Annotated in this window: 21 protein-coding genes and 1 pseudogene; 6 read left to right on the top strand and 16 right to left on the bottom strand. The window is 72.5% G+C overall.

The genetic code is table 11. The annotated features are described in order from the left end of the window. Position 1 precedes the first annotated feature (1 nt). The 4 genes from ACFYZ4_RS04150 to ACFYZ4_RS04165 all read right to left on the bottom strand — a co-directional run bounded on the left by ACFYZ4_RS04150 (position 2) and on the right by ACFYZ4_RS04165 (position 5,522). Entirely contained in the window at positions 2-862 is an 861-nt protein-coding gene (locus tag ACFYZ4_RS04150; RefSeq protein WP_390782977.1) for an Fpg/Nei family DNA glycosylase, read from the bottom strand. A gap of 20 nt (positions 863-882) precedes the next feature. Continuing rightward, entirely contained in the window at positions 883-2,136 is a 1,254-nt protein-coding gene (locus ACFYZ4_RS04155; protein ID WP_390782978.1) for a hypothetical protein, read from the bottom strand. 97 nt (positions 2,137-2,233) lie between these two features. Beyond that, positions 2,234-4,297 (bottom strand): SpoIIE family protein phosphatase, encoded by a 2,064-nt coding sequence (locus ACFYZ4_RS04160; RefSeq protein ID WP_351300271.1) that lies wholly within the window; start codon positions 4,295-4,297, stop codon positions 2,234-2,236. A gap of 7 nt (positions 4,298-4,304) precedes the next feature. Continuing rightward, positions 4,305-5,522: a DUF6777 domain-containing protein gene (locus ACFYZ4_RS04165; protein ID WP_390782979.1), complete on the bottom strand. Its 1,218-nt coding sequence runs from the start codon at positions 5,520-5,522 to the stop codon at positions 4,305-4,307. A 231-nt stretch (positions 5,523-5,753) separates the two neighbouring features. Here ACFYZ4_RS04165 and ACFYZ4_RS04170 point away from each other — a divergent pair, with 231 nt between their 5' ends. From ACFYZ4_RS04170 to ACFYZ4_RS04180, 3 genes are read left to right on the top strand one after another with little or no spacing between them, the layout of a single operon-like run. Further along, positions 5,754-6,632 (top strand): YndJ family protein, encoded by an 879-nt coding sequence (locus ACFYZ4_RS04170; protein ID WP_384341403.1) that lies wholly within the window; start codon positions 5,754-5,756, stop codon positions 6,630-6,632. A gap of 39 nt (positions 6,633-6,671) precedes the next feature. Then, complete coding sequence (locus ACFYZ4_RS04175) at positions 6,672-7,205, top strand: DUF1990 family protein (RefSeq protein ID WP_390782980.1); 534 nt, start codon at positions 6,672-6,674, stop codon at positions 7,203-7,205. 20 nt (positions 7,206-7,225) lie between these two features. After that, positions 7,226-8,668: a lipase maturation factor family protein gene (locus ACFYZ4_RS04180; protein ID WP_351300283.1), complete on the top strand. Its 1,443-nt coding sequence runs from the start codon at positions 7,226-7,228 to the stop codon at positions 8,666-8,668. Here ACFYZ4_RS04180 and ACFYZ4_RS04185 read toward each other — a convergent pair. Both ACFYZ4_RS04185 and ACFYZ4_RS04190 read right to left on the bottom strand, forming a co-directional pair. After that, positions 8,654-9,664, bottom strand: a complete 1,011-nt coding sequence (locus tag ACFYZ4_RS04185; RefSeq protein ID WP_390782981.1) for an NAD-dependent epimerase/dehydratase family protein — start codon at positions 9,662-9,664, stop codon at positions 8,654-8,656. The two genes, ACFYZ4_RS04180 and ACFYZ4_RS04185, sit on opposite strands and share 15 nt — an antisense overlap. Before the next feature lie 153 nt (positions 9,665-9,817). Next, positions 9,818-9,991 (bottom strand): hypothetical protein, encoded by a 174-nt coding sequence (locus tag ACFYZ4_RS04190; protein ID WP_351300292.1) that lies wholly within the window; start codon positions 9,989-9,991, stop codon positions 9,818-9,820. 329 nt (positions 9,992-10,320) lie between these two features. On the opposite strand from ACFYZ4_RS04190, the gene ACFYZ4_RS04195 reads away from it, so the two are divergent. Continuing rightward, entirely contained in the window at positions 10,321-10,788 is a 468-nt protein-coding gene (locus ACFYZ4_RS04195; RefSeq protein WP_384341399.1) for a hypothetical protein, read from the top strand. A 36-nt stretch (positions 10,789-10,824) separates the two neighbouring features. Here the strand turns inward: ACFYZ4_RS04195 and ACFYZ4_RS04200 are convergent, their stop codons facing one another. After that, the gene (locus ACFYZ4_RS04200) at positions 10,825-12,312 is read right to left on the bottom strand and encodes an SDR family NAD(P)-dependent oxidoreductase (protein WP_390782982.1); all 1,488 of its coding nucleotides are present in this window, start codon (positions 12,310-12,312) and stop codon (positions 10,825-10,827) included. A 292-nt stretch (positions 12,313-12,604) separates the two neighbouring features. On the opposite strand from ACFYZ4_RS04200, the pseudogene ACFYZ4_RS04205 reads away from it, so the two are divergent. Further along, positions 12,605-13,342, top strand: a pseudogene (locus tag ACFYZ4_RS04205) (DMT family transporter); the annotation flags it as partial. A 99-nt stretch (positions 13,343-13,441) separates the two neighbouring features. On the opposite strand, the gene ACFYZ4_RS04210 reads toward ACFYZ4_RS04205, so the two are convergent. Continuing rightward, complete coding sequence (locus ACFYZ4_RS04210) at positions 13,442-14,758, bottom strand: transglycosylase family protein (RefSeq protein WP_390782983.1); 1,317 nt, start codon at positions 14,756-14,758, stop codon at positions 13,442-13,444. Between the two features lie 194 nt (positions 14,759-14,952). On the opposite strand from ACFYZ4_RS04210, the gene gndA reads away from it, so the two are divergent. Next, entirely contained in the window at positions 14,953-16,398 is a 1,446-nt protein-coding gene (gene gndA / locus ACFYZ4_RS04215) for an NADP-dependent phosphogluconate dehydrogenase (RefSeq protein WP_384341397.1), read from the top strand. A gap of 223 nt (positions 16,399-16,621) precedes the next feature. On the opposite strand, the gene ACFYZ4_RS04220 is transcribed toward gndA, so the two are convergent. From ACFYZ4_RS04220 to ACFYZ4_RS04255, 8 genes are all read right to left on the bottom strand, one after another. Then, complete coding sequence (locus ACFYZ4_RS04220; RefSeq protein WP_390782984.1) at positions 16,622-17,293, bottom strand: aspartate/glutamate racemase family protein; 672 nt, start codon at positions 17,291-17,293, stop codon at positions 16,622-16,624. Continuing rightward, positions 17,290-17,655, bottom strand: a complete 366-nt coding sequence (locus ACFYZ4_RS04225; protein WP_390782985.1) for a GNAT family N-acetyltransferase — start codon at positions 17,653-17,655, stop codon at positions 17,290-17,292. Before ACFYZ4_RS04225 ends, ACFYZ4_RS04220 begins: the two co-directional genes overlap by 4 nt. Positions 17,656-17,670: 15 nt before the next feature. After that, the gene (panD, locus tag ACFYZ4_RS04230) at positions 17,671-18,090 is read right to left on the bottom strand and encodes an aspartate 1-decarboxylase (protein WP_030717564.1); all 420 of its coding nucleotides are present in this window, start codon (positions 18,088-18,090) and stop codon (positions 17,671-17,673) included. A gap of 833 nt (positions 18,091-18,923) precedes the next feature. Continuing rightward, the gene (locus tag ACFYZ4_RS04235) at positions 18,924-20,390 is read right to left on the bottom strand and encodes a cytochrome P450 (protein ID WP_390782986.1); all 1,467 of its coding nucleotides are present in this window, start codon (positions 20,388-20,390) and stop codon (positions 18,924-18,926) included. A 107-nt stretch (positions 20,391-20,497) separates the two neighbouring features. After that, positions 20,498-21,718 carry a beta-ketoacyl-[acyl-carrier-protein] synthase family protein gene (locus ACFYZ4_RS04240; protein ID WP_351293845.1) on the bottom strand — a complete coding sequence of 407 codons (1,221 nt, stop codon included), beginning with the start codon at positions 21,716-21,718 and terminating at the stop codon, positions 20,498-20,500. Between the two features lie 61 nt (positions 21,719-21,779). Continuing rightward, entirely contained in the window at positions 21,780-22,016 is a 237-nt protein-coding gene (locus ACFYZ4_RS04245; protein ID WP_351293842.1) for an acyl carrier protein, read from the bottom strand. A 149-nt stretch (positions 22,017-22,165) separates the two neighbouring features. Next, on the bottom strand, positions 22,166-22,447 hold the full coding sequence (locus ACFYZ4_RS04250; protein WP_351293839.1) for an acyl carrier protein: 282 nt from the start codon (positions 22,445-22,447) through the stop codon (positions 22,166-22,168). Next, a complete protein-coding gene (locus ACFYZ4_RS04255) occupies positions 22,444-24,261 on the bottom strand; it encodes a fatty acyl-AMP ligase (protein WP_390782987.1) in 1,818 nt (605 codons plus the stop codon). The genes ACFYZ4_RS04250 and ACFYZ4_RS04255 overlap by 4 nt, the downstream gene beginning before the upstream one ends. Positions 24,262-24,408: the final 147 nt, after the last annotated feature.

Below are 24,408 nucleotides of genomic sequence, written 5' to 3' on the forward strand. Positions count from 1 at the left end.
GCTATTTGAGGAGCCGCGACAGCCTTCGGTCGGCCAGCGGCTTGCCGCCCGTCTGGCAGGTGGGGCAGTACTGGAGCGAGGAGTCCGCGAAGGACACCGAGCGCACGGTGTCCCCGCAGACCGGGCAGGGCTCCCCGTCCCGGCCGTGTACGCGCAGCCCGGACTTCTTCTCGGCCTTGAGCTCACCGGCGGCGACGCCGTGCGCACGGGCGACGGCCTCGCCCAGGGTGGCGCGCACGGCCTCGTAGAGGTGGGTCACCTGGCCCTCGTCGAAGGAGGCGGCCAGCTTGAAGGGGGAGACCTTCGCCGCGTGCAGGATCTCGTCGCTGTACGCGTTGCCGATGCCGGCGATGACGCTCTGGTCGCGCAGCACGCCCTTGATCTGCCGCCGCTCCCCGGCGAGCAGCGCGGCGAAGGCGTCCCGGTCGAAGTCCTCGGCCAGCGGGTCCGGGCCGAGCCGGGCGATGCCGGGGATCTCCCGGGGGTCGTGGACCACGTAGACGGCGAGGCGTTTCCGGGTCCCTGCCTCGGTGAGGTCGAAGCCGCCGCCGCCCTCCAGGACGACCCGCAGCGCGAGCGGCCCCTTGCCCGGGCGCGGCGGCTGCGCGGGCAGGGTGTCCTGCCAGCGCAGCCAGCCGGCCCGGGCCAGGTGGGTGACGAGGTGGAGCCCGCCGATCCGCAGGGCCAGGAACTTGCCGTACCGGGCGGTGGCGCCGGCCCGCTGTCCTTCGAGGGCGGAGAGCGGCGGATCGTACGTCTTGAGCACGCTGACGGCGAGCGGGAGGACACGCTCGACCACCCGCCCGGTGAGGTGCTCGTCGAGGTACTCCCGCAGGGCCTCGACTTCGGGCAGCTCCGGCATGGGTCCAGCCTGCCGCCGCCTCAGGCGAAACGCGAGCTGGGCACGGGGCCCGGTGAGGAGACGCGGTCGCGCGGGGCCGAGAGCCAGCCGGTGCGGACCGCCGTCACGAACGCCCGGAAGGCCTCGTCCGGGTCGGCCGGGGTCGCGCCGTCGCCCTCGTCCGGGGCCGGGTCGGCCGTCGCGATCTCGGCGGCGATCTCCTCCTCGGGCCGGTCGTCGTCCTGCCAGGGCGGGGCGACGTACTGGCAGAGCAGCGCGCTGGAGTCGGCGCTCACCGCGGGCGGATCGGTCCAGCAGGTGGCGTGTTCGTGGAGGATCTGGCCGTCGGCGCGCTCGCGCAGGGTGCGGACGAGTTCCTGGTCGGCCGCGTTCAGGTCGTAGGCGACGACGAGGGTGTCCGTACGGTTCGGTTCGTACGGGACGGCGGGCAGCCCCAGCACCCGGGCGGCGGCGAGCCCGAGGATCCTGTCGGACCGGCCGGGCAGCAGCGAGACGCTCGCGGGGGCGCGCTCGGCGGCCTCCAGCGCGAGCGCGAGCCGGGCCAGGCCGCGGCGGCACTGCTCGGGGCTGTCGCCGAGGTAGGCGTACCGGCCGGTCATCCCGGCGTCCCAGCCGTACGGGGACAGGGTGCCGAGCAGCGCGCCGGTGAGGCCGTAGTGCCAGCCGCGCAGGTCGGCCGGGCCGAGCGGGTCGGGGTGCCCCGCCCTCCCCTGGGCCCTGCGGGACTGGCCGCTGCGCAGCACCTGGCGCGCCTGGCGCTTGCGCGCGCCCGACCACTGCGGGTCCTCGGGACGGGGGAGGTCGAGCAGCAGCCCCTCCGCGGCGTCCAGGTCCCCGGCGAGCAGGGTGTGGTGGATCAGCAGGTACGTCTCGGGCCAGGCGGGCAGCCGGTCACCGCGGCCGGAGAGCAGCGCGGCGGCCTCGGTGTGCCGGTGCTCGTCCTCCAGGGCGGAGACCAGCTCGGCGAGGAGCGGCCGCGAGTCGGGGAGCAGCCGGAGCGCCTCGCGCAGGGGCGCGACGGCGAGGAAGGCGACGCCCCGCTCCACGCAGGCGTAGCCGAAGTCGTAGAGGGCCTGCGGTTCGTCGGCCCGCCCGGCGGCGGCCCCGGCGGCCTCGGCGAGGTCCTCGAAACCGGCGGTCTCGGCCAGGGCCCGGGTGGCCTGGGCGAGTTCGGCGACGGGAAGGGTCTCCGCGCGGGGGCGAAGCGAACGGACGGCTCCGGGCAGGTCCCCTGCCTTGAGCAGCCGGCGGACGTCATCCATGGCGATAGTCATCGCCGTCGATCCTCACGGACCGGGCGGCGCCCCGCAACGGACTTTCCCCGCGCGGGGCATGGGCTCCCGGACCGGGCCGAGATCCGAAAGAGACGGCCTAGCCCATGACGAACTCGCACCACACGCACTTGCCGCCGCCGCGCGGCTCCACGCCCCAGACGTCCGCCAGCCGGTCCACCAGCATCAGGCCCCGTCCCGAGACGCCCGCCTCCCCCGCCTCGCGCCGCCGCGGCAGCGCGCTGGAGCGGTCCTCGACCTCCACCCGCAGCCTGCGCTCGTGTCCCGCCAGGACCCGCAGGGTGACGATCGCCGGGCCGTCGGTGTGCATCAGGGCGTTCACGATCAGTTCGTCCGCGACGAGCTCGATCTCGTCGGACCGCTCCCGCGCGCCCCACGCCCGCACCGCCGCCCCGATCATGTGGCGGGCCGCCACCAGGGCCTCGGGGTCGCCGGGTGCCACGTGCTGCTGGAGGCGGCTGCCGGCCTGGGGGGCGGCGGTCACCTCGCGGCGTAGCAGGAGCAGCGCCATGTCGTCGTTCCCGCCCCGGTCGTCGGCGACCTCGCAGAGCCGGTCCGCCAGGAACTGCAGGTCCGACGGGCCGCTGCGGACCTGGGAGGCCAGCAGCCGGATGCCGTCGTCGAGGTCGGCGCCGGGCTGTTCCACCAGGCCGTCGGTGCACAGCAGGAGCGTTTCGTCAGGGTCCAGTTCCACCGTGGTCACCGGGTACTCCAGCCGGCCGAACTCGGCCGAGAGGCCGAGTGGCATCCCGCCCTCCACCGGGAGCCGGCGGCAGTCCCCGTCGCGGGTGCGCAGCAGGGGGTCGATGTGGCCCGCCCGTACCAGCTGGAGGACCCCGGTGGAGAGGTCGGCCTCCACGTAGGTGCAGGTGGCGAAGCGGTCCGTGTCCAGTTCGTGCAGGAAGACGGAGGCGCGGGCCATGACCGTGCCGGGCGAGTGCCCCTCGGCCGCGTAGGCGCGCAGGACGATCCGCAGCTGGCCCATGACGGCGGCCGCGTGCGTGTCGTGGCCCTGTACGTCGCCGATGACGGCGCCGACCCGGCCGCCGGGCAGCGGGATGACGTCGTACCAGTCGCCGCCGATGTCCCGGCCCATCCGGGCGGAGCGGTACCGTACGGCGATCTCCCCGCCGGGCACCGACGGGATCCGCCTCGGCAGCATGGCCTGCTGCAGGCCCTCGGCGAGGTCGTGCTCCTGCTCCAGCAGCATGGCCCGCTGGAGGCTCTGCGCGATGCTGCTGCCGAGTGCGACGAGCAGGTTGCGTTCCTCCTGGGTGAAGCCGTCCTTGTCCTGGTAGAGCAGTCCGATCGCGCCGATGGGGCGGGCCTGGGCGATGAGCGGCAGGTAGGCGGCCGCCGAGATCCGCATGTACGAGATCTTCGCCCAGAGGTCGGGATAGCCCTCGGCGAACTCCTCCGCGGAGTCGAGGAAGCGCGGCTGGAGCGAGCGGACGACCTCGCTCATCGGGTACTGCTCGTCGACGCGGGTGTAGCGGGTGCCGGGCACGAAACTGTCCTGGGGGCCCTCGGCCACGAGGTGGATGCGTCCGGCCTCGACGAGGCCCATCACCATGCCCATGGAGCCGAGCCGCTCCAGGCCGTGGGCGTCGCCGATGACGTCGATGACGTCCCGTACGGTCCGGGCGTGCGCGAGGGCGGCGGTCGTGGACTCGACCACCGACGTCTGGCGGCGCCGTTCCTCGTCGAGTCCCAGCCGCTCCGCCGAGTGGCTGAGCTCGTCGGTCGCGTCTCGGACGATGCCGATGATCCGGTACGGCCGCCCGTCCGGGCCGCGCATGACGCGGCCCTGGGTGTGCGTCCAGCGCAGCCGCCCGTCGTGGCAGCGGATGCGGAAGTAGGCGCCGTAGCTGTCCACCTTGCTCTTGAGGGCGGAGGAGACGAGGGCGTCGAGGCGCGTCGACTCGGTGGCCGGGACGCGCGGGGAGAGGGACTCGGGCCGGCCGTCGTACTCGTCGGGGGTCGTGTCGAAGACGTCCAGGGCCGCTTCGTCCATGTGCATGAGACCGGTCACGAGGTCCCAGTCGAAACTGCCCATGCGGTTCAGCGAGAGCGACCGGTCCGGGTGTGCGGGCCAGTCGTCCGGCAGCGATACGGTGGTCGGCACCGATCCACCATGACACACCGGCCGGTCAGGCGCTCTCCAGCGAGTGGCTCCCGTCCGGGCTTCCGTCCGAGGGCTGCGGCTGCAGGTTCGGGTCGGAGTAGGGGTCCGTGTACGGGTCCGTGTACGGGTCGGTGTACGGGTCGACGTACGGATCCAGCGGCTGCGGCATCGACCCGTCGGGCTCGGGCACGAGACCCGGGTCGTTCGGGTCGAACGGAATGTCCGGGGGGAGGTCCGAGGGCACGTCGCCGCCCGGCAGGTCGGAGGGGACGTCCGAGGGAGCGTCCGAGCGCGGCTGCTGCGGCCGGGGGACGGCGTCCGACGGCGAGCCCGGGTTCTGCGGGACGCCGGGGGTCCGCGGCGGGTTCTCGCCCTGGGGGTTCTGCGGGCTCTGCGGGGCCGATCCGGTCGGTTGGCAGTCCGGCGCGGCGCCGGCCGGGTCGTTCCGGCACGGCTGGGCCGAGGCGGACCCGGACGGCATGACGGGGCCCGTCGGGATCCCGTCGGCGGGGTCGTACTGGGGCAGCGTGCGCGGCGGCCGGTCCTGGGCCCCGTCGTCGCCCCGCTTGCGTTCGATCCAGGTGTTGTCGGCGACGTTGACGATCACCAGGTTGTTGATCACGTGGGTGGTGGGTTCGACGACGACGACCTGGTTGGGCTGGTAGCCGCTCCACGGGTCGCCCTTCTGGACCGGGGACCCCTTGGCGGCGAGCGGGGAGGCCAGCGGGTTTCCGCAGCCGCAGCGGACCCGGGGCATGCCGTGCTCGTCGACGAGGACCGCGGTGCCGGCCTGCAGGACGGACTGGAAGCCGTCGGCCCCGCCGTCGCGGAAGGCGTGGTTGGTGACCCGGGTGTCGGCGCGCAGCACGACGGGCGTCAGGCCGCGCAGGAACTCGGGGATGCTCGCCTGTTCGATGTCCGCGGCCTGGGCGAAGGCGCGGGCCTTGGCGTCGTCGGTGGTCAGGAAGCGGACCTGCTGTTCCACGTCGCAGCTGCCGAGCCGCTGGGTGCCGCCGTACAGACCGGGGGTGGCCGCGTTGATCGTGCGGATGCCCTGTCCGGTCGGGTTGGGCAGCGGGGGCTGTACGGGGGCGGACTCGGCGGTGGCCGAGGAGGCGGTGAAGGGGTCGGGGCCCGCGGAGGCCACGGGCTGGAGGTAGACCTCCTGGATCTCGGGTCCGGCGGCGCTCTTGGGCTCCTCGGGGGCGCCGCAGCCTGCGGCGAACAGCCCGAGGAGGGCCAAGAGGGCCGCGCCGGCCGGTAGGTGACGGCCCGACGTCTGACGAGATGTCGGAACTGACGGTGCGTGCACGTGGATCTCCCTTTTCGCCCCGGTTGCTCCCTCCTGTCTGCCGCATGTGCGCGAGAGCCGCAACCGGAGAGCGTCTTGAACATGTTCAAGGAAGGCCGTAAGGTCACCATCATGAGTTGAACGCGTTCAAGGCGTTCGGCCGCAGCGTTGGGGGAGTCCAGGGTGTCGGTACTGGTGAATGTGATCGTCACCCTGGGCATGCTCTACGTCGTCCCGGCGGGCCTGCGCCTGATCGACCCGGCCGGGCTCCACCGGACCGCCCGCCTCTGGCCGCTGCTCGCCGCCCCCGGGGCGCTCTGCCTGTGGCTGCCGCGCGGACTGCCCGCCACGGCGCTCGCCACACTCTATGCGGCGGCCTGCCTGGCGCTCGCGGCCCGGGCCCCGGTCCGGCTGCTGCGGGACCGTCCCCCGGGGCGCTTCCCTGACCCGTCCGGGATCGCCGTCGCCACCGCGCTGGTCTCGCCCTCGATCGCCGGGACCGCGCTGGTCGCCGAGCGCGCCGGGTACCGGCTCTTCGGTTTCGACCTCGACATCCTGGCGCTCACCGTGCCGCACTTCCACTTCGCCGGGTTCGCGGCCGCGCTGGTCGCGGGGCTCGTGTGCCGGGCCGTCCGGGACCGGCCCGCGACGGGGCTCTCGCGCTGGGCGGCGTACAGCGTCCCGGCCGGCACCCTGCTCGTGCTCCTCGGCTACTTCGTCGACGACTGGGCGGAGCTGGTGGGCGCGGTGGTGTTGACCGGCGGGATGTGGGCCGTGGCCCTGCTGACCTGGCGGGAGATCCGGCCCTCGGCCCGGGACCGGGGCACGCGGGCCCTGCTCGCGACCTCGGCGGCCGTGCTGGTGGCCACCATGCTGCTCGCCCTGTGGTGGGCGGCCGGCGAGGCCACCGGGATCGTGCACCCCACGCTGACCTGGATGGCCGCGACCCACGGCCTCGGGAACGCCCTCGGATTCGCCCTCTGCTCGGTGCTGGCCTGGCGCCGGCTCACCACCGACCACTCCCCCCGCGCCGACCACGCACCGCAGACCGCCCACCGCTGACCAGCCACCACCGACCACCCACCGACTGGAGACCTCGCCATGACCCGCCTCATCAGCGCCGGCCGGGACACCGTCAACTACCCCGACCAGGGCGCGACGGCCCACCGGCCGCTGCCCGACGGCTACCACCACCTCGGCCACCGCACCCGCCTCGGACACGGCCGGGCCGTCTTCGAGGCCGCCGGCACCGCCGTGACCACCTTCCACGCGCACCGCGCCTCCGGCATGCGGGTACGGGCCGATGCCGGAGCGGTCCGGCCCGGCAGCCGTGTGGTCGTCGGGATCGGCCTCGGGCCGCTGCGCATCGACGCCCCGTGCGAGGTGGTCTGGACGGTGTACGAGCCCGCCCGCATCGGCTTCGCCTACGGGACCCGGCCCGGCCACCCAGAGTGCGGGGAGGAGTCCTTCATCGTGGACATGGACCCCGACGGCACCGTGTGGTTCACGGTGACCGCCTTCAGCCGCCCGAACAGCTGGTACACCCGCCTCGCCGGCCCGGCGGTCCCGTTCCTCCAGCTGCGCTACGCCCGCCGGCTGGGCCACCGCCTGCGCAAGCTGGCCACCGCCGCCTGACCGGTCCGATACTGGAGGCGATGGACTGGTTCACGGCGCCCGGATACTGGCTCGCCCGGCTGGTCTTCCAGCGGGCCCTGGCCGGGATCTACCTCGTCGCCTTCGTCGGGGCCGCCCTGCAGTTCCGGGCCCTGATCGGGGCGCACGGCATGCTGCCCGTGCCGCACTACGTGCGGTACGTGCCCTTCCGGCGCGCCCCGAGCCTGTTCCAAGTGCACTACTCGGACCGCTTCTTCGCCGGCTGCGCCTGGACCGGCGCGGCACTCGCCGCGGCGCTGGCCGCCGGCGCCGGCGACGAGGTGCCGCTCGGCGCCGCCATGGCGATGTGGGCCCTGCTGTGGGTGCTCTACCTCTCCGTCGTGAACGTGGGGCAGACCTGGTACTCCTTCGGCTGGGAGTCGCTGCTGCTGGAGGTGGGCTTCCTCGCCGTGTTCCTCGGCAACGCCCGGGCCGGGCCGCCGGTGCTGGTGCTGTGGCTGCTGCGCTGGGTGCTCTTCCGCGTGGAGTTCGGGGCCGGGCTGATCAAGATGCGCGGGGACTCCTGCTGGCGCAAGCTGACCTGCCTCTACTACCACCACGAGACACAGCCGATGGCCGGGCCGCTGAGCTGGTTCTTCCACCACCTGCCGAAGCCGCTGCACCGGGTGGAGTGCGCGGCCAACCACGTGACCCAACTGGTCGTCCCGGTGCTGCTGTTCACCCCGCAGCCGGTGGCCTCGTACGCCGCCGGGATCATCGTCGCGACGCAGCTGTGGCTGGTGCTGTCCGGCAACTTCGCCTGGCTGAACTGGCTGACGATCACGCTGGCCCTCTCGGCCGTGGACTTCACCGGGCTCGCGGGCCCCCCGCCGGCCGCCGCCTCGCAGGACGCGCCCGTGTGGTTCGTGGTCCTGGTCTGCGCGGTGACCGCCCTCGTGCTGTTCCTCAGCCGCCGTCCGGTGCTCAACATGATCTCGCGCCGGCAGGTGATGAACCGCTCCTTCGACGCACTGCACCTGGTCAACACCTACGGGGCCTTCGGCTCGGTCGGCCGGGTCCGCATGGAGGTGGTGGTCGAGGGCACCGCGGACCGGGTGCCGCACGAGGACGGCGGGGATTGGCGGGAGTACGGCTTCCGGGGCAAGCCGACCGAACTGCGCAGGATCCCCCGCCAGTTCGCCCCGTACCACCTGCGGCTGGACTGGCTGATGTGGTTCGCGGCGATCTCCCCGGGCTACGCGCGGGACTGGTTCGGGCCGTTCGTGGAGCGGCTGCTGGCCGGCGACCGGGACACGCTGCGGCTGCTGCGCCACAACCCGTTCCCGGACGCTCCGCCCGTCTACGTCCGGGCCCTGCTCTACCGCTACCGGTTCACCACCTGGCGCGAGCTGCGCGAGACGGGAGCCTGGTGGCACCGCACGCTGGTGCGCGAGTACCTCCCGCCGACCCGCCTCGCGGACGCCTGGCTGTCAGAGCCCGAGTAGCGCGGCCTCCCGCTCGGGGGAAAGGCCGAGGACCGGGCGGTCCGGCCGCTGCGGGGCGACTCCGCCGAGCGTCCGCAGCCAGGCCCAGGTGTCGGCGACGGTCTCCTCGACCGGGCGGCACGTCAGTCCGGCCGCCAGCGCCTTCCCGGCGTCCGCGCCGAACACGTGCGCGCGAGACGGGCCCTCCGGGATCCAGACGGGCAGCTCGGTCCAGGGCTCGACGCCGGCCTCCAGGAGCCGGTCCGGGTCGGTCCAGCGCAGCTCGGCGCGGCCGCCGGTGGCGGCGGCGCAGGCGTCGAGGAAAGCCCCCATGGTGGCGTGCCCGGGCGGGGAGACCAGGTCGTACGCGCCTCCGCGCCCGGCAGCGGCGGCGTCCAGGGTCCAGCGCGCGAGGTCGCGTACGTCCACGTACTGGATCGGGAGTTCGCGGGGGCCGGGGGCGAGCACCGGGCCGCCGCGGGCGGTGCGGTTCAGCCACCACGGCAGCCGGCCGATGTTCTCGTACGGGCCGAGGACAAGTCCGGCGCGCACCAGCAGGGCGCGGTCGCCGAAGGCGTCCAGGGCGGCGAGTTCACCGCCCCGCTTGTCCTCGGCGTAGGCGGTCGGCCCGGCGTCCGGCGAGCCCTCGACGAGCGGGCCGTCCTCGCCCTGCCCGGCGGGGGTGGGGGTCCCCCCAGCGGAGCGAGGGGAAGGGTAGGCGTACACCGAGCGGCTGGAGACGTACGCGTACCCGCCGGCCCGCCCCCGCAGCAGGCGCGCGCTGTCGCGCACCGCGGTGGGGGCGCCGCTCCAGGTGTCGACGACCAGGTCCCACTCCCCCGCGTCGAGGGCGGCCAGACCGCCGGGGGCGGTGCGGTCCCCGTGCAGGGCCTCGGCGCCCGGCGGGGGCGCGTGGTGTCCTCGGTGGAAGACGGTCACCTGCCAGCCCCGGTCGAGGGCGTCCTCGGTGACCGCGCGTCCGACGAATTCGGTACCACCCAGCATCAGCAGCTTCATGCCGGCCAGCCTGCCCGGCGCGGGTGGGGCGGGGGAAGCGGTGATCGCCCTCGGCGATGACGCTCAGGGCGTACGCGGGACGGGAACCTTCCGGAAAGGGCAGCGCCCCCGGTGCCCGTGGGCACGAGGGGGCGCTTGGCACCGCGCTGCGGGCTAGTCGATACCGGGGAGGATGTGCGCTTCCGCCAGGTCGTCCTCGTAGCCGGCCAGCCGGATCGGGGCGGATCGGGCCCAGACCTCAAGGCTGCCGAGTTCGTCGGTACGGGGCTTCGCCCGCGTCACCGTCCGCTCCATGACCGTCGGTTCGGGCTTGGTCTTCTCAGTCACCGCGCACTCCTTTGTGTCGCGCAACCCGGCAAGCGGACCGCGAGCCGGGCAAGGGATAAAGGGTTTCCGGACGCGGTGGCGCCTTAGTGGAGCGCGGCCCGGATGGGGGCCGTCTTGATGCCCCAGAGTACACATATGAGCGGACCTCCGCTCGATAGGAAGGCAAAATCCGCTGCGCCCTCTTACTTTCGCTCCTAGTTCAGCAAGTCGTCGGGCTGCGGGTCCGTGGCGGGTGATCTGCTCGACCCCGGACGAGCAGGATGTGACGGAGGGGGTCGGCGGTGGCGGAGTCCGGGGTGTCCGAAGCTCAAGTTCCGTACTTCACAAGCGTGTTGGAGCTGATGGAGCTCCTGCGCGGCAGCCCCGACGACCGGGGTCTGCGGACCGCGGCCCTGCTGCGCCGCTCGCACCCCTTCGACAAGGAACTGCAGCTCGCGGGCCTGCTCCACGACATCGGACGGCTGCTCCGTCTGAGTGACGGGACGGTTACCGTCGGGGTGGCGGCCGAGGCGATCCGCCCCCTGCTGGGCGGGCGTGTGGCCCGGCTGGTACGCCTGTCGGGCGCCCTCGTCTCCGTCGACGGCGGGGCCGGCTCCGACGCCGAGGCGGTGGCCACCCTGCACCATGCCCGGGACTCGGCCGCCGCGGCGGACCTGGACGCGGGCGTGCTGGAGGACTGGCGGCCGCTGCTGGACCTGGTCGCCGCCGGAGCCTGCCGGGTCGGGCCCGCCCGGAACGCACTCGACCCCCTCGGGGCACCGAGGGGGTCGAGAAGGTCCGTGAGGGGTCTCCCCTAGGTGAGGGGTCTCTCCTAAGAGGGGGAGGCTCCGCGGTTACCAGTTCGCCGGGGCGTAGTCCTTCAGGAAGACGCCGAACAGGTCCTCGCCGAGCTCGCCGCGGACGATCGGGTCGTAGACCCGGGCCGCGCCGTCGACCAGGTCGAGCGGGGCGTGGAAGCCCTCCTCGGCGAGGCGCAGCTTGTCGAAGTGCGGGCGCTCGTCGGTGATCCAGCCGGTGTCGACCGAGGTCATCAGGATGCGGTCGGTCTGGAACATCTCCTGGCCGCTGGTCCGCGTCACCATGTTCATCGCGGCCTTGGCGGCGTTGGTGTTCGGGTGCCCCGCGCCCTTGTAGCCGCGGCTGAAGACGCCCTCCATCGCCGAGACGTTGACGACGTACGCACGCCCGCTGGACGCCTTCCGGGCGGCCTCCGCCATGGCCGGCCGAAGGGCGCTGATCAGGATGAACGGCGACGTGTAGTTGCACAGCTGGGTCTCGAGCAGCTCGACCGGGGAGATCTGGTCGATGGTCTGCACCCAGGTGTTGCTCTCGACGACGTCGGGCAGCAGGCCGCCGGCGTCGATGGCGGTGCCGGCGAGGTGCCGCTCCAGGCTGGCGTTGCCCGCGACCAGGGCGAGGTCGGCGACCTTCTGCGCTTCGAGCCCGCTCACCCCGACGGGCAGCGCCGCGAGGCCGTCGACCGCGCCGGAGTTGAAGGCGCCGATGACCTGGTGGGCGGGGAGCTCACCGGCGGGCAGCGGGGCGGCCTCGCCCTCGACCAGCGCCGCGTAGGCGCTGGGCAGGCGGCGCACGGTCTGCGTCGCGTTGTTGATCAGGATGTCGAGGGGACCGGCCGCGGCCACCTGGTCGGCGAGGGCCACGGCCTGGGCGGGGTCGCGCAGGTCCAGGCCGACGACCTCCAGGCGGTGCATCCACTCCGCCGAGTCCTCCATCGCCTTGAAGCGGCGGATGGCGTCCTTGGGGAAGCGGGTGGTGATCGTGGTGTGGGCGCCGTCGCGCAGCAGCCGCAGCGCGATGTACATGCCGATCTTGGCCCGGCCGCCGGTGAGCAGCGCGCGCTTGCCGGCGAGGTCGGCGCGGGCCTCCCGCCTGGCCCGGTTCTCGGCGGCGCACTCGGGGCAGAGCTGGTGGTAGAAGTAGTCGACCTCGACGTAGCGGGTCTTGCAGACGTAGCAGGAGCGCGGGCGCTGGAGTATCCCGGCGATGCGGCCGGCCTCCGTGACCGAGGAGGGCAGGATGCCCTCGGTCTCGTCGTCGATGCGCTCGGCGGAGCCGGTGGCGGTGGCCTCGGTGACGGCCTTGTCGTTGGCGGTCTTGGAGGCGCGGCGCTCCTGGCGGCGGCGCTGCTTGACCGTGCGGTAGACACCGGCGGTGGCGCGGCGGACGGCGATGGCGTCGGGGTGGTCGACATCGATCGTGTCGAGCTCTTCGAGCACGCTGAGGCAGAGCGCCAGCCGCTCGGGGTCGATGCCCGGCCCGTAGTCCTGCCCCTGCTGCCGGCTTTCTTCGGTCACCGTCATGGCCGCTGCGTTCCTTGATCACTCGTCCGCATCCGCCTGCTGCGGAAGTCCTCAAAAGGGGAACTGTACGGATCCCACGCGCCCGGAGCCAAACCCGCTGCCGGAATCCTCACGGACCGAGAGCGGACGGTCACCGTAGGGGGCTGCCGTGGTGAGTCACGGGCGCCGCAGGGGTCGTGTTCCCGCCGCTGTAAGGGCCACGCTGGCGTACTCCCGTACTACGCCGGGAGTATGACCGGTGACCACCTGTGGGCGGAGGAATAGCGCAGATGGGTCGGGCATTGTGGACCTTATGAGTGCACTGGCGCTGGCGGTCCTGCTCTGCCTCGTGTCCGCCTTGGCGTACGCGGGTGGTGCGATCGTCCAGGAACGGGTCGCGGCGAGCACGCCGGACCGCCCCTACGCCCCGCTGCGGCGGGGCGGCTGGTGGGTGGCGGTGGGGCTGAACGGCCTCGGTGCGCTGCTGCACGTGGTCGCACTCGCGTACGGACCGCTGAGCCTGGTGCAGCCGCTGGGCGCGCTCACCATCGTCTTCGCCCTGCCGCTGGCGGCCGTGTTCGTACGGCGCCGGGCGGGCGCGGCGGCCTGGCGCGGGGCGGTGCTGGCCACGGTGGGCCTCGCCGGGCTGCTGGCGCTGACCGGCGGGGACGGGCGGGCGGAGCAGGCGCTGGCGGGCGGCGAGCGGAACGTGCTGCTGACCGTGACCGGGGCGGCGGTGGCCGTGCTGTTCGTGGCGGCGCACCGGATGCACCGGGCGGTGCTGCACAGCGTGCTGCTGGCCGCGGCGGCCGGTACGGCCTTCGGCATGGCCTCCGTGTTCACCAAGTCGGTGGCCGAGAACGTCGCCCCCGGGGCGCTGGGCGGCCTGTGGCCCGACCTCGTGGCGATCGCGGCGCTGGCGGTCGCGGGGCTGCTGCTGTCGCAGGCGGCCTACCGGGGCGCGGGGCTGACCGCGCCGCTGGCCACCGTGACGGTGATCAACCCGGTGGTCGCGGCGACGGTCGGCATCACGCTGTTCGACGAGGGCTTCCGCTACGGGGCCGCCGGCACCGCCTCGGCGGTGGCCAGCGCCCTCGTGGCGGCGGCCGGTCTGGTCCTGCTCACGGCCGTGCCCCCGCGGGTGCGGGGGTCAGATGCGGACTCCGTGGCCCCGGAGGTACTTCAGCGGGTCGATGTCGGAGCCGTAACCGGGTCCCGTGCGCATCTCGAAGTGCAGGTGCGGGCCGGTGGTGTTGCCGGTCGAGCCGGAGCGGCCGATCCGCTGGCCTCCGGAGACCTGCTGGCCGGCCTTCACGCCGAGGGCCGAGAGGTGGGCGTACTGGGAGTACCGGCCGTCGGTGTGCTTGATGACGACCTGGTAGCCGTAGGCACCCGCCCAGCCGGCGGAGACGATCTGGCCGGGCCCGACGGACTTGACGGTGGTGCCGGTCGCCACGGGGAAGTCGACGCCCGTGTGGTAGCCGCTGGACCAGTGGGAGCCCGAGACGCGGTACGCGGTGCCGAGGGCGGCGTCGACGGGGGCGGAGAAACCGCCCGCATCCGGCTTCTGCTCCGCTGAGGCGGGCTCCGGCGCGGGCTTCTCCACCGGCTTTTCGGCTGGTTTTTCGGCCGGTTTCGGCGGTGCGGGCTTCTCGGCGGGCTTCTCGGCCGCCGGTTCCACGGGCTTCACCGGGTCGGCGGTCCGCGGCGGCTTCTCGGGGCCCTGCCGGGCCGGCGGCGGCGTCGACGGTTCCGCGGGCGGCTTGGCCGGTCCGGCGGTGATCCGCAGCGTCAGCCGCTGGCCGGGGAAGATCAGGTTCGGGTTGGCGCCCACGGTGGCCCGGTTGGTCTCGTAGAGCGCCTGCCAGCCGCCGTCGACGCGCTGCTCGGTGGCGATCGCGGAGAGCGAGTCGCCGGGCGCGACGACGTACGGGTTCGGCAGGACGGAGGTCCCCGTCGGACTGGGCGTGGCGCCCTGCGCCGGGGCCGCCGTCTTCACCGGCTGGGACGGCGCCACGGCCTTGGGCTGCGCCGCGGACTGCGCCTTCGGCTGCGACGGTCCCTGCGGGGCGACGGCCGGCGCCGGTCCGCTGCGGGTGAGGCCGGCCTTCTTGCCGCACTGCGGCCACGCCCCGGGGCCCTGGCCCTTCAGGACCTTCTCCGCGACCGCGATCTGCTGGTCCTTGGTGGCCAGGTCGGCGCGCGGCGCGTAGGCGGCGCCGCCGAAGGCCCGCCAGGTGCTCTGGCTGAACTGGAGGCCGCCGTAATAGCCGTTCCCGGTGTTGATGCGCCAGTTGTTGGTGGACTCGCAGGCGGCGACCTTGTCCCAGGTGTCCACGGTCGCGCCGTGGGCGACCCCGGCGCCGATGAGCGGGAGCGCCATCCCCGCGCCGCCGGCGGTGACGGCCAGCGAGGCCCGGTTGATGCTGCTCGGCTGATACCGGCGGTGCCGGCCCCGTACACCCATGGGAGCCCCCATTGAAGACATCAGGAACCGCACAACTTAACGTTGCGAACAGGGCATGACAAGGGGCGCAACGGGGCGCTCGTCAGCGGTACTTGACGGTGTGTTGCCCGTCAGGAGATCCACGGGCGGCCGCGTGGCGGTAGCGTCGGCAGTCCCGCACACGGAAGCACACCGAAGCACGCAGGAGCGCAACGATGAGCACCAGCACAGCCCAGATCGGCGTCACCGGCCTCGCCGTCATGGGCAGCAACCTCGCCAGGAACTTCGCCCGCAACGGATTCACGGTGGCCGTACACAACCGGACCGCCGCCAAGACCACGGCCCTGGTGGAGGAATTCGGGCACGAGGGCGCCTTCGTGGCCGCCGGGTCGGCGAAGGAGTTCGTCGACGCGCTGGAGCGCCCCCGCCGCATCGTCGTCATGGTGAAGGCCGGGGAGCCGACCGACGCCGTGATCCACGAGTTCGCCCCGCTCCTGGAGGAGGGCGACGTCATCATCGACGGCGGCAACGCCCACTTCGAGGACACCCGGCGCCGCGAGAGGGAGCTGCGCGAGCAGGGCATCCACTTCGTCGGCGCGGGCATCTCGGGCGGCGAGGAGGGCGCGCTGCTCGGCCCGAGCATCATGCCGGGCGGCTCCGCCGAGTCGTACGACTCGCTCGGTCCGCTGCTGGAGAAGATCTCGGCGAAGGCGAAGGACGGCACGCCGTGCGTCTCGCACGTCGGCCCCGACGGCGCCGGACACTTCGTCAAGATGGTGCACAACGGCATCGAGTACGCCGACATGCAGCTGATCGCCGAGGCGTACCACCTGCTGCGCGAGGTCGCGGGCTACTCCCCCGCGCGGATCGCGGAGACCTTCCGGGACTGGAACCGGGGGCGCCTGGACTCGTACCTGATCGAGATCACGGCGGAGGTGCTCGCGCACACGGACGCCGCGACCGGCCGCCCGTTCGTCGACGTGGTGGCCGACGCCGCCGAGCAGAAGGGCACCGGCCGCTGGACCGTGCAGATCGCCCTGGACCTGGGGGTGCCGGTGTCGGGGATCGCCGAGGCGGTCTTCGCCCGCGCCGTCTCCGGCCACGCGGACCTGCGGACGGCCGCCCGCGGGCTCGCGGGCCCGACCGCCACCGCGCTCGCGCCGGAGGCGGCGGAGGCCTTCGCCGCGCAGGTGGAGCAGGCGCTGTACGCGTCGAAGATCGTCTCGTACACCCAGGGCTTCCACCAGATCCGCGCGGGCAGCGAGGAGTACGGCTGGGGCGTGGACCTGGGCGCGATGGCCTCGCTGTGGCGCGGCGGCTGCATCATCCGGGCCGCGTTCCTCGACCGGATCCGGGCGGCGTACGACGCCCGGCCGGAGCTCGTGAGCCTGCTGGCCGACCCGGGCTTCGCGGACGAGATCGGCGCGGCGCAGGAGGACTGGCGCGCGGTGATCGTGGCCGCCGTGGGCCAGGGCATCCCGGTCCCGGCGTTCGCGGCCTCGCTCGCGTACTACGACGCCCTGCGCGCGGAACGGCTGCCGGCGGCCCTCACCCAGGGGCAGCGGGACTTCTTCGGGGCGCACACCTACCGGCGGACCGACCGCGAGGGCTCGTTCCACACCCTCTGGAGCGGCGACCGCTCGGAGGTCCGCACGGACTGACGTCCGAGAGGGCTAGCTGAGGGGCCCGGGCTGGGGGATCGGCGCGGGTCCCGGAGGCGGGGGGATCGGGTCGGGCTCGGGTACCGGTCCGGGCACGGGCGGCACGGGCCGCGGCATGGGCTCCGGATCGGGGAAGGGTTCTGGCCCCGGGACCGGCGGCTGCGTCTGCTCTACGTTTCGTCCCATGGTGTCCAGTTTCCCGCGATGGCCGCGGGTATGCGCCCTACGGCGGCGCCGGGCGCGGCGCCGGGCGCAGTGCCAGACCGGCGGCCAGGCCCGGGGCCGGGCTGGACAGCACCGGGACCGGGCTGGACAGCACCGGGACCGGGCTCGCGGTCAGGCCGGCGGCCCCGGCCATGGAGGCCTGGGCGAGCACGATGACGTCGGCGCCCGTGACGGCATCGGCGGCCGCGGCCACGCGGGCCAGGTATCCGGCCGTGTCCCCCGCCTCGAAGCATTCCCAGGCCCCGGCGACCAGGTGCGTACGGACGGACACCCGCCGCTCGCCCGCCTCCTCGGCCAGCAGGTCGGCGGTCGGGGCGAGCGTGGACTCCAGGGCGGCCAGTACGGCGATCCGCGCGCCCGTGCGCACCGCGGCGGCCGCCATCGGCCGGTCCACCCGCAGTACGGGGACACCGAGCTGCGCAGCCAGCGACTCCGCGGTCGCCCCGATGGTCGAACAGGTGACGAGCACGGGCGCGGGCCCGGCGGCGGCCAGCAGGGCCAGGAGGGCGGGAGCCACCACCCGGGGCCCTTCGGCGCGGGCCCGTTCCAGCAGCTCCGGCGCCACCAGGTGCCGCAGTACGGCTCCCGGGTGGTGCCGGTCGCGCAGCGCGTCGAAGACCGGGACGTGCACGGGCGAGGTGTGCAGCAGGACCAGGCCCGGTTCCGTCACCAGAGGTCGGAGTCCGCGGCGAGCTGGGCCTTGGCCGCCGCCACGACCTCGGCGGCCGGCTCGGGCGCCTCGTCGGGGTGCTTGTCGGCCCAGCTCGCCGCGTACGGGCAGAGCGGCACCACGGGCACGCCCTCGGCGGCGGCGATCCCGTAGAAGGTCCGCACCAGCCCCCCGGCAATGCCCCGGCCCTCGTGGGCCGGCTCGACGACGGTGTGCACCGCCACCAGGGCGTGGGGCGCCTCGGCGAGCACGAAGTAGGCGATGTATCCGACCACCGCCTCGCCCTCCACGGCGAGCAGCCGCCCGGCCTTGCGCTCGTCCCGGAACTCGATCGGTGTGCTCTGGCTCTCGCTCTGCGGCATGGTCCCCGACTCCCGTCAGACAGCCACCGCGTGGGGGCTGCGCTCCTGATCCGTACCCGGCACCGGGGCGGAGGGATCCGCGCCCAGCTCGACGATCCGGTTGTCGCCGTCCACGTGCACGACGCGGGGCTTCAGCGCCCGCGCCTCCGCGTCCTCGACCTGTGCGTAGCTGATGAGGATGACCAGGTCCCCGGGGTGCACGAGATGGGCGGCGGCCCCGTTGATCCCGATGACCCCGGACCCGCGCTCGCCCTCGATGACGTAGGTCTCCAGCCGGGCCCCGTTGGTGATGTCCACGATGTGGACCAGTTCCCCGGGCAGCAGATCGGCCGCGTCCAGCAGATCGGCGTCGATGGTCACGGAGCCGACGTAGTGCAGGTCGGCCTGGGTGACGGTGGCCCGGTGGATCTTGGACTTGAACATGGTGCGAAGCATGTGGAAACTCCCGGAATGTCAGCTCCCTGCCTGCTTTCCGCAGGTCAAGGGCGGTCTCAATCTACACCGACACGCGTCGGATCGAAGATTAAAAGGAACATCGATTCCCGCTGGCGAGAAGGCTCCTTGCCTGCACGTCCGTGCGAGCCAGGCTGTTGTGGCGCCGCCGAACAGGCGTCGAATCGGACAGCCACTTCGGAATGCTCGGGGCCCGATGCCGACTTACCTGACGACGCATCAGGCATGTCAGGGATGTAGGACGACTCGCTTCCCCCAGGAGTACCTCAGGTTTCCCCAACGTGATCAAGTAGCGGTCGCCGCGGGGCAGTTTGTGTCAGACAGTTCGCACTCTCCGCATCCGGGCCAGTTGCCGTGCCGATGTGTCTGGCTCTTCGGCCTGCCCCCAGGGGATGTTCCGCGCGCAGCTCAGGAGAGGCATCACAGGTGGATCTGGCCGAGAATTCGCCAGATCACGGCCCATGACGTGGTGAACACGCCCAGGACGGCAATACCGCCGACGGCTCCCGCAGCGAGCCTGTCGTCCCGGCACTCACGCCGGGACAACCGGCGCTTCGGCTTGCAAGCTGCCACCCGATTCCTCCCCCGGCCGCCAGTGTGGGTGAGGAACTCCGCAGGCGTAAGAGCGCCTGTTGGCCACGGCTCGCTCTCTCAGCAGCAGGGCCGACGAGGGGAGCGCCGTGCTCGCGTACGCCCTGCGCGCCCCTCTTCCGGCGCATAGGTTGCGATGTTGGTCTGTCACACCCGAGCGAGCCGTAAGGGGAACAGGTTGAAGCCAGCCGCTGACCGAAGCCATCGGCACGGTCCTGCAGGCCTTACACCATGGCCGAATCCGAGACGCGCTGCTGGGCGTTGAAGCCGGCTCGTGGAGTCGCCGTCATGAGGAGCCTCTTGGGTCGGGTGACCACGCCCGCCACGGCTTTCACCGGACGGTCGGGGTGGGCCGGCCTCAGTTCGAACCGGGCGGCCAGGGCGGCCAGGGCGACTGGTGCACTGATGGCGGCGAAGGGGGCACCGACGCAGCGGTGCGCGCCGGCGCTGAAGGGGAGGTAGGCGTTGCCGCGGGTCGTGAGTGCTTCGTCGCCCGTCCAGCGGTGGGGGTCGAAGGTGTCGGGGTGCGGGTAGACGGTGGGGTCGCGGTGAATTCCGTAGAGGTTGAGCAGGACCTCCGCTCGGGGTGGGAGGCGGAATCCGCCGACGGTCACCTCGCGGACGGTGTTACGCGCGACGACGGGGATGGGGTAGAGGCGCATCACTTCCTTGACGACCCGGCTGGTGAGGGGAAGGTGCTCGACGACCTTGTCCGGCAGGGGCCGGCCGCCGTTGAACAGGGCGTCGGCCTCGCTTTGTACGGCTTGTTCGAGGTCGCGGTTTTGGGCCAGTTCGTGCCAGGCCCAGGCGAGCGTCATGGCGGTGGCGTCGCTGTTGGCGGCCAGGAAGGTGATCAGTTCGTCGATGACCGCGGTCCGGGTGATGTTCGGTTCGCCCTGGGCGGGGCAGGCGGCTTCGTCCAGGAGGCTCAGAACGTCGTTGCCGCAGCCGGCTGGGACGTGTCGTGCGGACAGGGTCACGGCGACTTCTCGCAGGGTGCGGGTGGCCCGCCAGCCGCTGGGCGTGCGCATGGGGGGCAGCCAGAGGGGCGCCGTCATCCGCAGCAGGATTCCCCTCGACAAGGTGAATGCCTTGGTGGCCAGCCAGGAGACGGTGTCTGCGGGTGCTTCGGAGCGGAAGAGGCAGCGGACCGCGATGTCGACGCTGAGTTTGAGCATCTCGTGGTCGAGCTCGAGTACGGTGCGCGGCGGCAGGCGCTTGGCGAAGTCCGAGGTGACCTGGCAGATCAGGGGCGTGGTGGCGGCGAGGGGGGTGCGGGTGAACGCGGGGGTGACGATCTTGCGGCGCTCACGGTGTGCCGTCCCGTCGAGGGTGAACAATCCGTCTCCTGTGACGGGACGGAAGCCTCGGGCCATACGCTCGCGCCCGAATGCGTTGGTCTTGTCGGCGAGGATCTCGTGGGCCAGCTCCCCGTCGCTGATCACATATTTGGTTCCGGGGCCGAGCTGCAGTTTCACCACGGGGCCGGCCTCGCCCAATTCGCGGAGCATGGGCAGCATTCCGTCCCGCATGAGTGGAAGGTGGCCCAGCAGCCTGCGGTGTCCGGGGGCGTTGGGAACGTCTCGTCCCGCGATGGGGGCCACTGCTGCTTCCGGGCTCCTCCCGCCCGTTCGTCCCGCTTCGGTTGCCGCACCGTCGGTTGCGTCGGTTGCTGACCGTTCCATGAGCATGCCTTTCTGATCTTGTGAGGACGACCGGGGCCAGGCCGTCGCTGACGAGTGGTCCGTCGGCCGTCATACGGCTGTCGAGGGAATTCAGGTGACCGGCGCGACGCCAGTCAGGGGGTGCGGAAGGCCAGGACGACGTTGTGGCCGCCGAAGCCGACGGAGTTGCTCAGTGCCACGCCCAGGTGTTCGTTCACGGCGGCTTTGACGACGAGGTTGAGGTCGAAGGCCGGGTCGGGGCTCTCCAGGTTGGCGGTGGGCGGGATCAGGCCGTGCTGCAGGCTCAGGACGGTCAGAGCGGCTTCCACCGCGCCGGTGGCTCCGAGGGAATGGCCGAGGGCGCCCTTGGTAGAGGTGACGAACGGTCCGCCGGGCAGCACGGTGCTGATCACCTGCGCTTCGACAGCGTCGTTGAGGACGGTGGAGCTGCCGTGGGCATTGACGTGGTCCACCTCGTGCGGGGTGAGTGCGGCATCGGCCAGAGCGGCGCGCATGGCTTGCTTGAGCCCGCGGCCGTCGGGGTGGGGAGCGGTGGGGTGGTGGGCGTCGGTCGTGGACGCGCACCCGGCCAGGAGAGCCCGGGGCGTGTGGCCGCGGGCGGCGGCGTCCTCGGCCCGCTCCAGGATGAGGACGGTCGCTGCTTCGCCCAGCACGAAGCCGTCCCGAGCCAGATCGAAGGGCCGGGAGGCGCCGGCGGGGTCGTGGCGGCGGGTCGAGAGGGCACCGAGCTGGGCGAACCCGGTGGCGATCAGGGGCGTGTTGCTCGCTTCGGTGCCGCCCGCGATGACGATGTCGCACTGGCCGGTGATCAGGAGGTCGCGGGCCACGGTGATGGCAGTCGCGCCGGAGGCACAGGCAGTCGCCGTCACCAGGGTCGGGCCGAGCGCGCCGCACAGGAGAGCAATCTCGCTGGCGGGGGTACTCGGCCCGATCATGGAGATCAGCAGCGGTGAGACACGTGTGGGCCGGTCGAGCAGTTGCCGGTGCTGGTCCTCCCAGGTCTGGCAAGCCCCCATGCCGCTGCCGATCACTACCCCGACACGGGTGCCGTCCCAGGTCTGCGGATCAAGAGCGGCGTCCTGCAAGGCCTCCTTGGCGGCCATGAGCGCGAGCTGCGCGGAGCGATCCAGCCGGTGAACGGTCCGGCGGCCCAGCGACTCCTGAGCGTCGAAGAACGGCACAGAGCAGCAGAAGTCGACCGGCAGGCCGACGAGCTGGCCGGCTGTGGCAGCCGTTGGCTCGCCGTCGCAGACGCCCTTCCAGGTGGACTCCACGTTGATTCCGGCAGGGGTGAGCATGCCGAGACCGGTGACGGCGATGTCGGGTCGGCTCATTGAGAACCGGCCCGAGCTCGATGCCCGAGGCGGATCCCGGGCGCAATCTTCGGCGGGATTGTCATCGCGAGTACGACTCCTGCGGCTCCACGTCGTGCGTAAGCTGCTGCACGGCCTGGGCCAGCGTCGTGTCCAGGGTCATGTGGCCGGCCCGCTCGCCCGTGTCGTCGGACACCATGACGGCCAGCTCGGTCAGCGAGAGCGAGTCCATGCACAGGTCGCGGAAGGTGCTCTGCGGCGTCACCTGCGAGGTGTCGACACCGATCTCGAACAGCATGGCGACGATCCTGTCGTACATGGGGTTTCTCCACTCGATGAAGACGGGCGCGCAGCAAGGCCGGAAAGCTGGGCTGCGTTCGTACTGGCGACGGGTCGGGGTTGTGTCGGAGGCACCGCTGTGCGCCGACGCTGAGTTGGGCACCTCAGTCCGGTGGGTCCGCTGGTCCGTCAATCTGCGGCGATCCGGTCATGAGGGGCCGTTTGCATACGGCTGGAGATGTAGCCAGAGAGCGCTGCGATGGTGGGGTGGCGCCGCATGTCGGCGATCGGGACCGTCACCGCGTACCGTGCTTCGAGGTTTGCCGTGATCATCACCTCTTCCATGGAGGTGATGCCGAGGGCGTCCAAGGGCAAGGTGGGGTCGAGGTCCGAGGCGGGGACTTCGAGGAGGCTTGCCAGGTGGCTTGTCAGCCAGTGGGTGATCTCCGCGGAGTCCGTGGGGTCTGTCACTGGTCGTCCCTGCTGTCCGTCCGTGCGGCCGAGCTCTGTTCGTCCGTGAGGTAGCGCTCGCGGCACTCCTTGCGGCGCAGCTTTCCGCTGGTCGTGCGCGGAAGGCTGCCCCGCCGGGCCGCCTTTACGTCATGCGGCCGCACGCCGTGGCGTTCAGCGATGGCGATCTGCACGCGTCGGCGCAGATCGATGTCCGTCGCGCTCTGCGGGCCTGAGGAGAGTTCCACCATCACGATGAGCCGGTCTCCCTCGGCGTCGTCGCCCGGTACAGCGAAGGCCGCTACGGCGCCTGGCACGGCTTCGGGGATCGCCTGCCGGATGGTGTCCTCGATGTCGCCGGCCACGTGGTTGGCGCCGTGGATGATGATGACGTCCTTGGTGCGGCCCAGGACGAACACCTCGCCATCGTGCAGGAAGCCCAGATCGCCGGTGCGCAGCCAGCCGCTGTCGCTTCCCCTGGTGGTCTTGAGGGTTCGGTTGAACAGCTGGGTGGAGCGCTGCTCCTCGCGCCAGTAGCCGGCTGCCACGTTGGGGCCGCGCAGCCAGAGCTCGCCGATGAAGCCCGCTGCTTGTTCGACGCCGGTCTCGGGGTCTGCCACCCTCACGTGCTGTCCGACGGGTCGGCCGCAGCCGACCACCGTGGTGGTCGGTGCCGCCGCGTCGCCGTCGGCGACAACGCGTACTTCGCCGGTGGTGAGGGCGTGGCTGTCGAGGTCGAGTTCGGTCCAGCGCTGCCCGACCCGGTTGCAGGCGACCAGCACGGTGGCCTCGGCCAGGCCGTAGCTGGGCTTGACCGCGTCCGGTGCGAGACCTGCGACAGCGAAGGCTTCGGTGAAGCGCCGCAGCGTGCCGACCCGTACCGGCTCGGCGCCGTTGGTGAGCACGCGGACACTGCTCAGGTCCAGTCCAGACGGGTCGGGGACCTTCCGCACGCACAAGTCGTAGGCGAAGTTGGGTCCTCCGCTGAAGTGGGCGCGGTGCGCGTCCAGCAGGCGCAGCCAGCGCACGGGGCGCTGGATGAATGCCAGCGGCGACATGAGTGCGACATGCGTCCCGGCAAGCATGGGGGCGAGGACGCCGATGGACAGGCCCATGTCGTGGAACTGCGGCAGCCAGCTCGCGATGGGCGTGCTGTCGGACAGGCCGCAGCCTTCCATGACCTGCCGGGTGCTGGCCACCAGGTTCCCGTGGGTGATGACAGCTCCGTTGGGGCGGCCGGTGGAGCCGGAGGTGTACTGCAGATAGGCCGGCTCCGCAGCCTCGGCCTGGTACCCGGACCAGTCGGAGGCCGGGCGGGGATCAGCCTCGTCCACGACCCACACCGGTACCCGTCCGCCGGCCAGGTCCCGGCAAGCGGGGGTGTTGGGACTGACAGTGAGCAGGCAGACCGGGTCCGCGTCCGCGAGGACGGCCGCCAACTGGTCGGTGCGCCGGGGGTCCTCCGGGGGGAAGAGCGGCACTGCGATCATTCCGGCGTACAGGCACGCGAGGAACGCAACCCCGTAGTCCAGGCCCTGGGGACACAGCACGGCGACGCGCCCGCCCCGGGGGAACCGGGATTCGAGCACGGTCGCCAACGCCCGCGCGCGCAGATCCACCTGGGTGAAGGTGAGCGTCTGCCACGTACCGCCGGAGTCCTGGCTGTAGCTGACGAAACTGAGGGCAGGACGCTCGCCGGCGCGCGCTGCGTGTCCGTTCACCACGGCCGGCAGCGGTCGCCACTCCCGTGGGTCCGGGGCCGAACGGATGCGGGAAGTGGGGCGGGGCACCGTGCCCGGCGCCGTGACGGATCCCGCAACCATGTGGTCAGGCATGTCTGGAGGGTCCTTTCACCGGTGGGCCGAGGGAGGAGTGCGCGACCGGTCGTGTGAACGGTCGCGGGCGCGTTCGCCCTTGTGCCCCCTTGCAAGGACAGGCCTTGCGCTTCGCCCCGACCTGCAGCGCGAGCCTCGGATGTGCAG

The organism is Streptomyces sp. NPDC001513, from assembly GCF_042894695.1.
Taxonomy (GTDB): domain Bacteria; phylum Actinomycetota; class Actinomycetes; order Streptomycetales; family Streptomycetaceae; genus Streptomyces.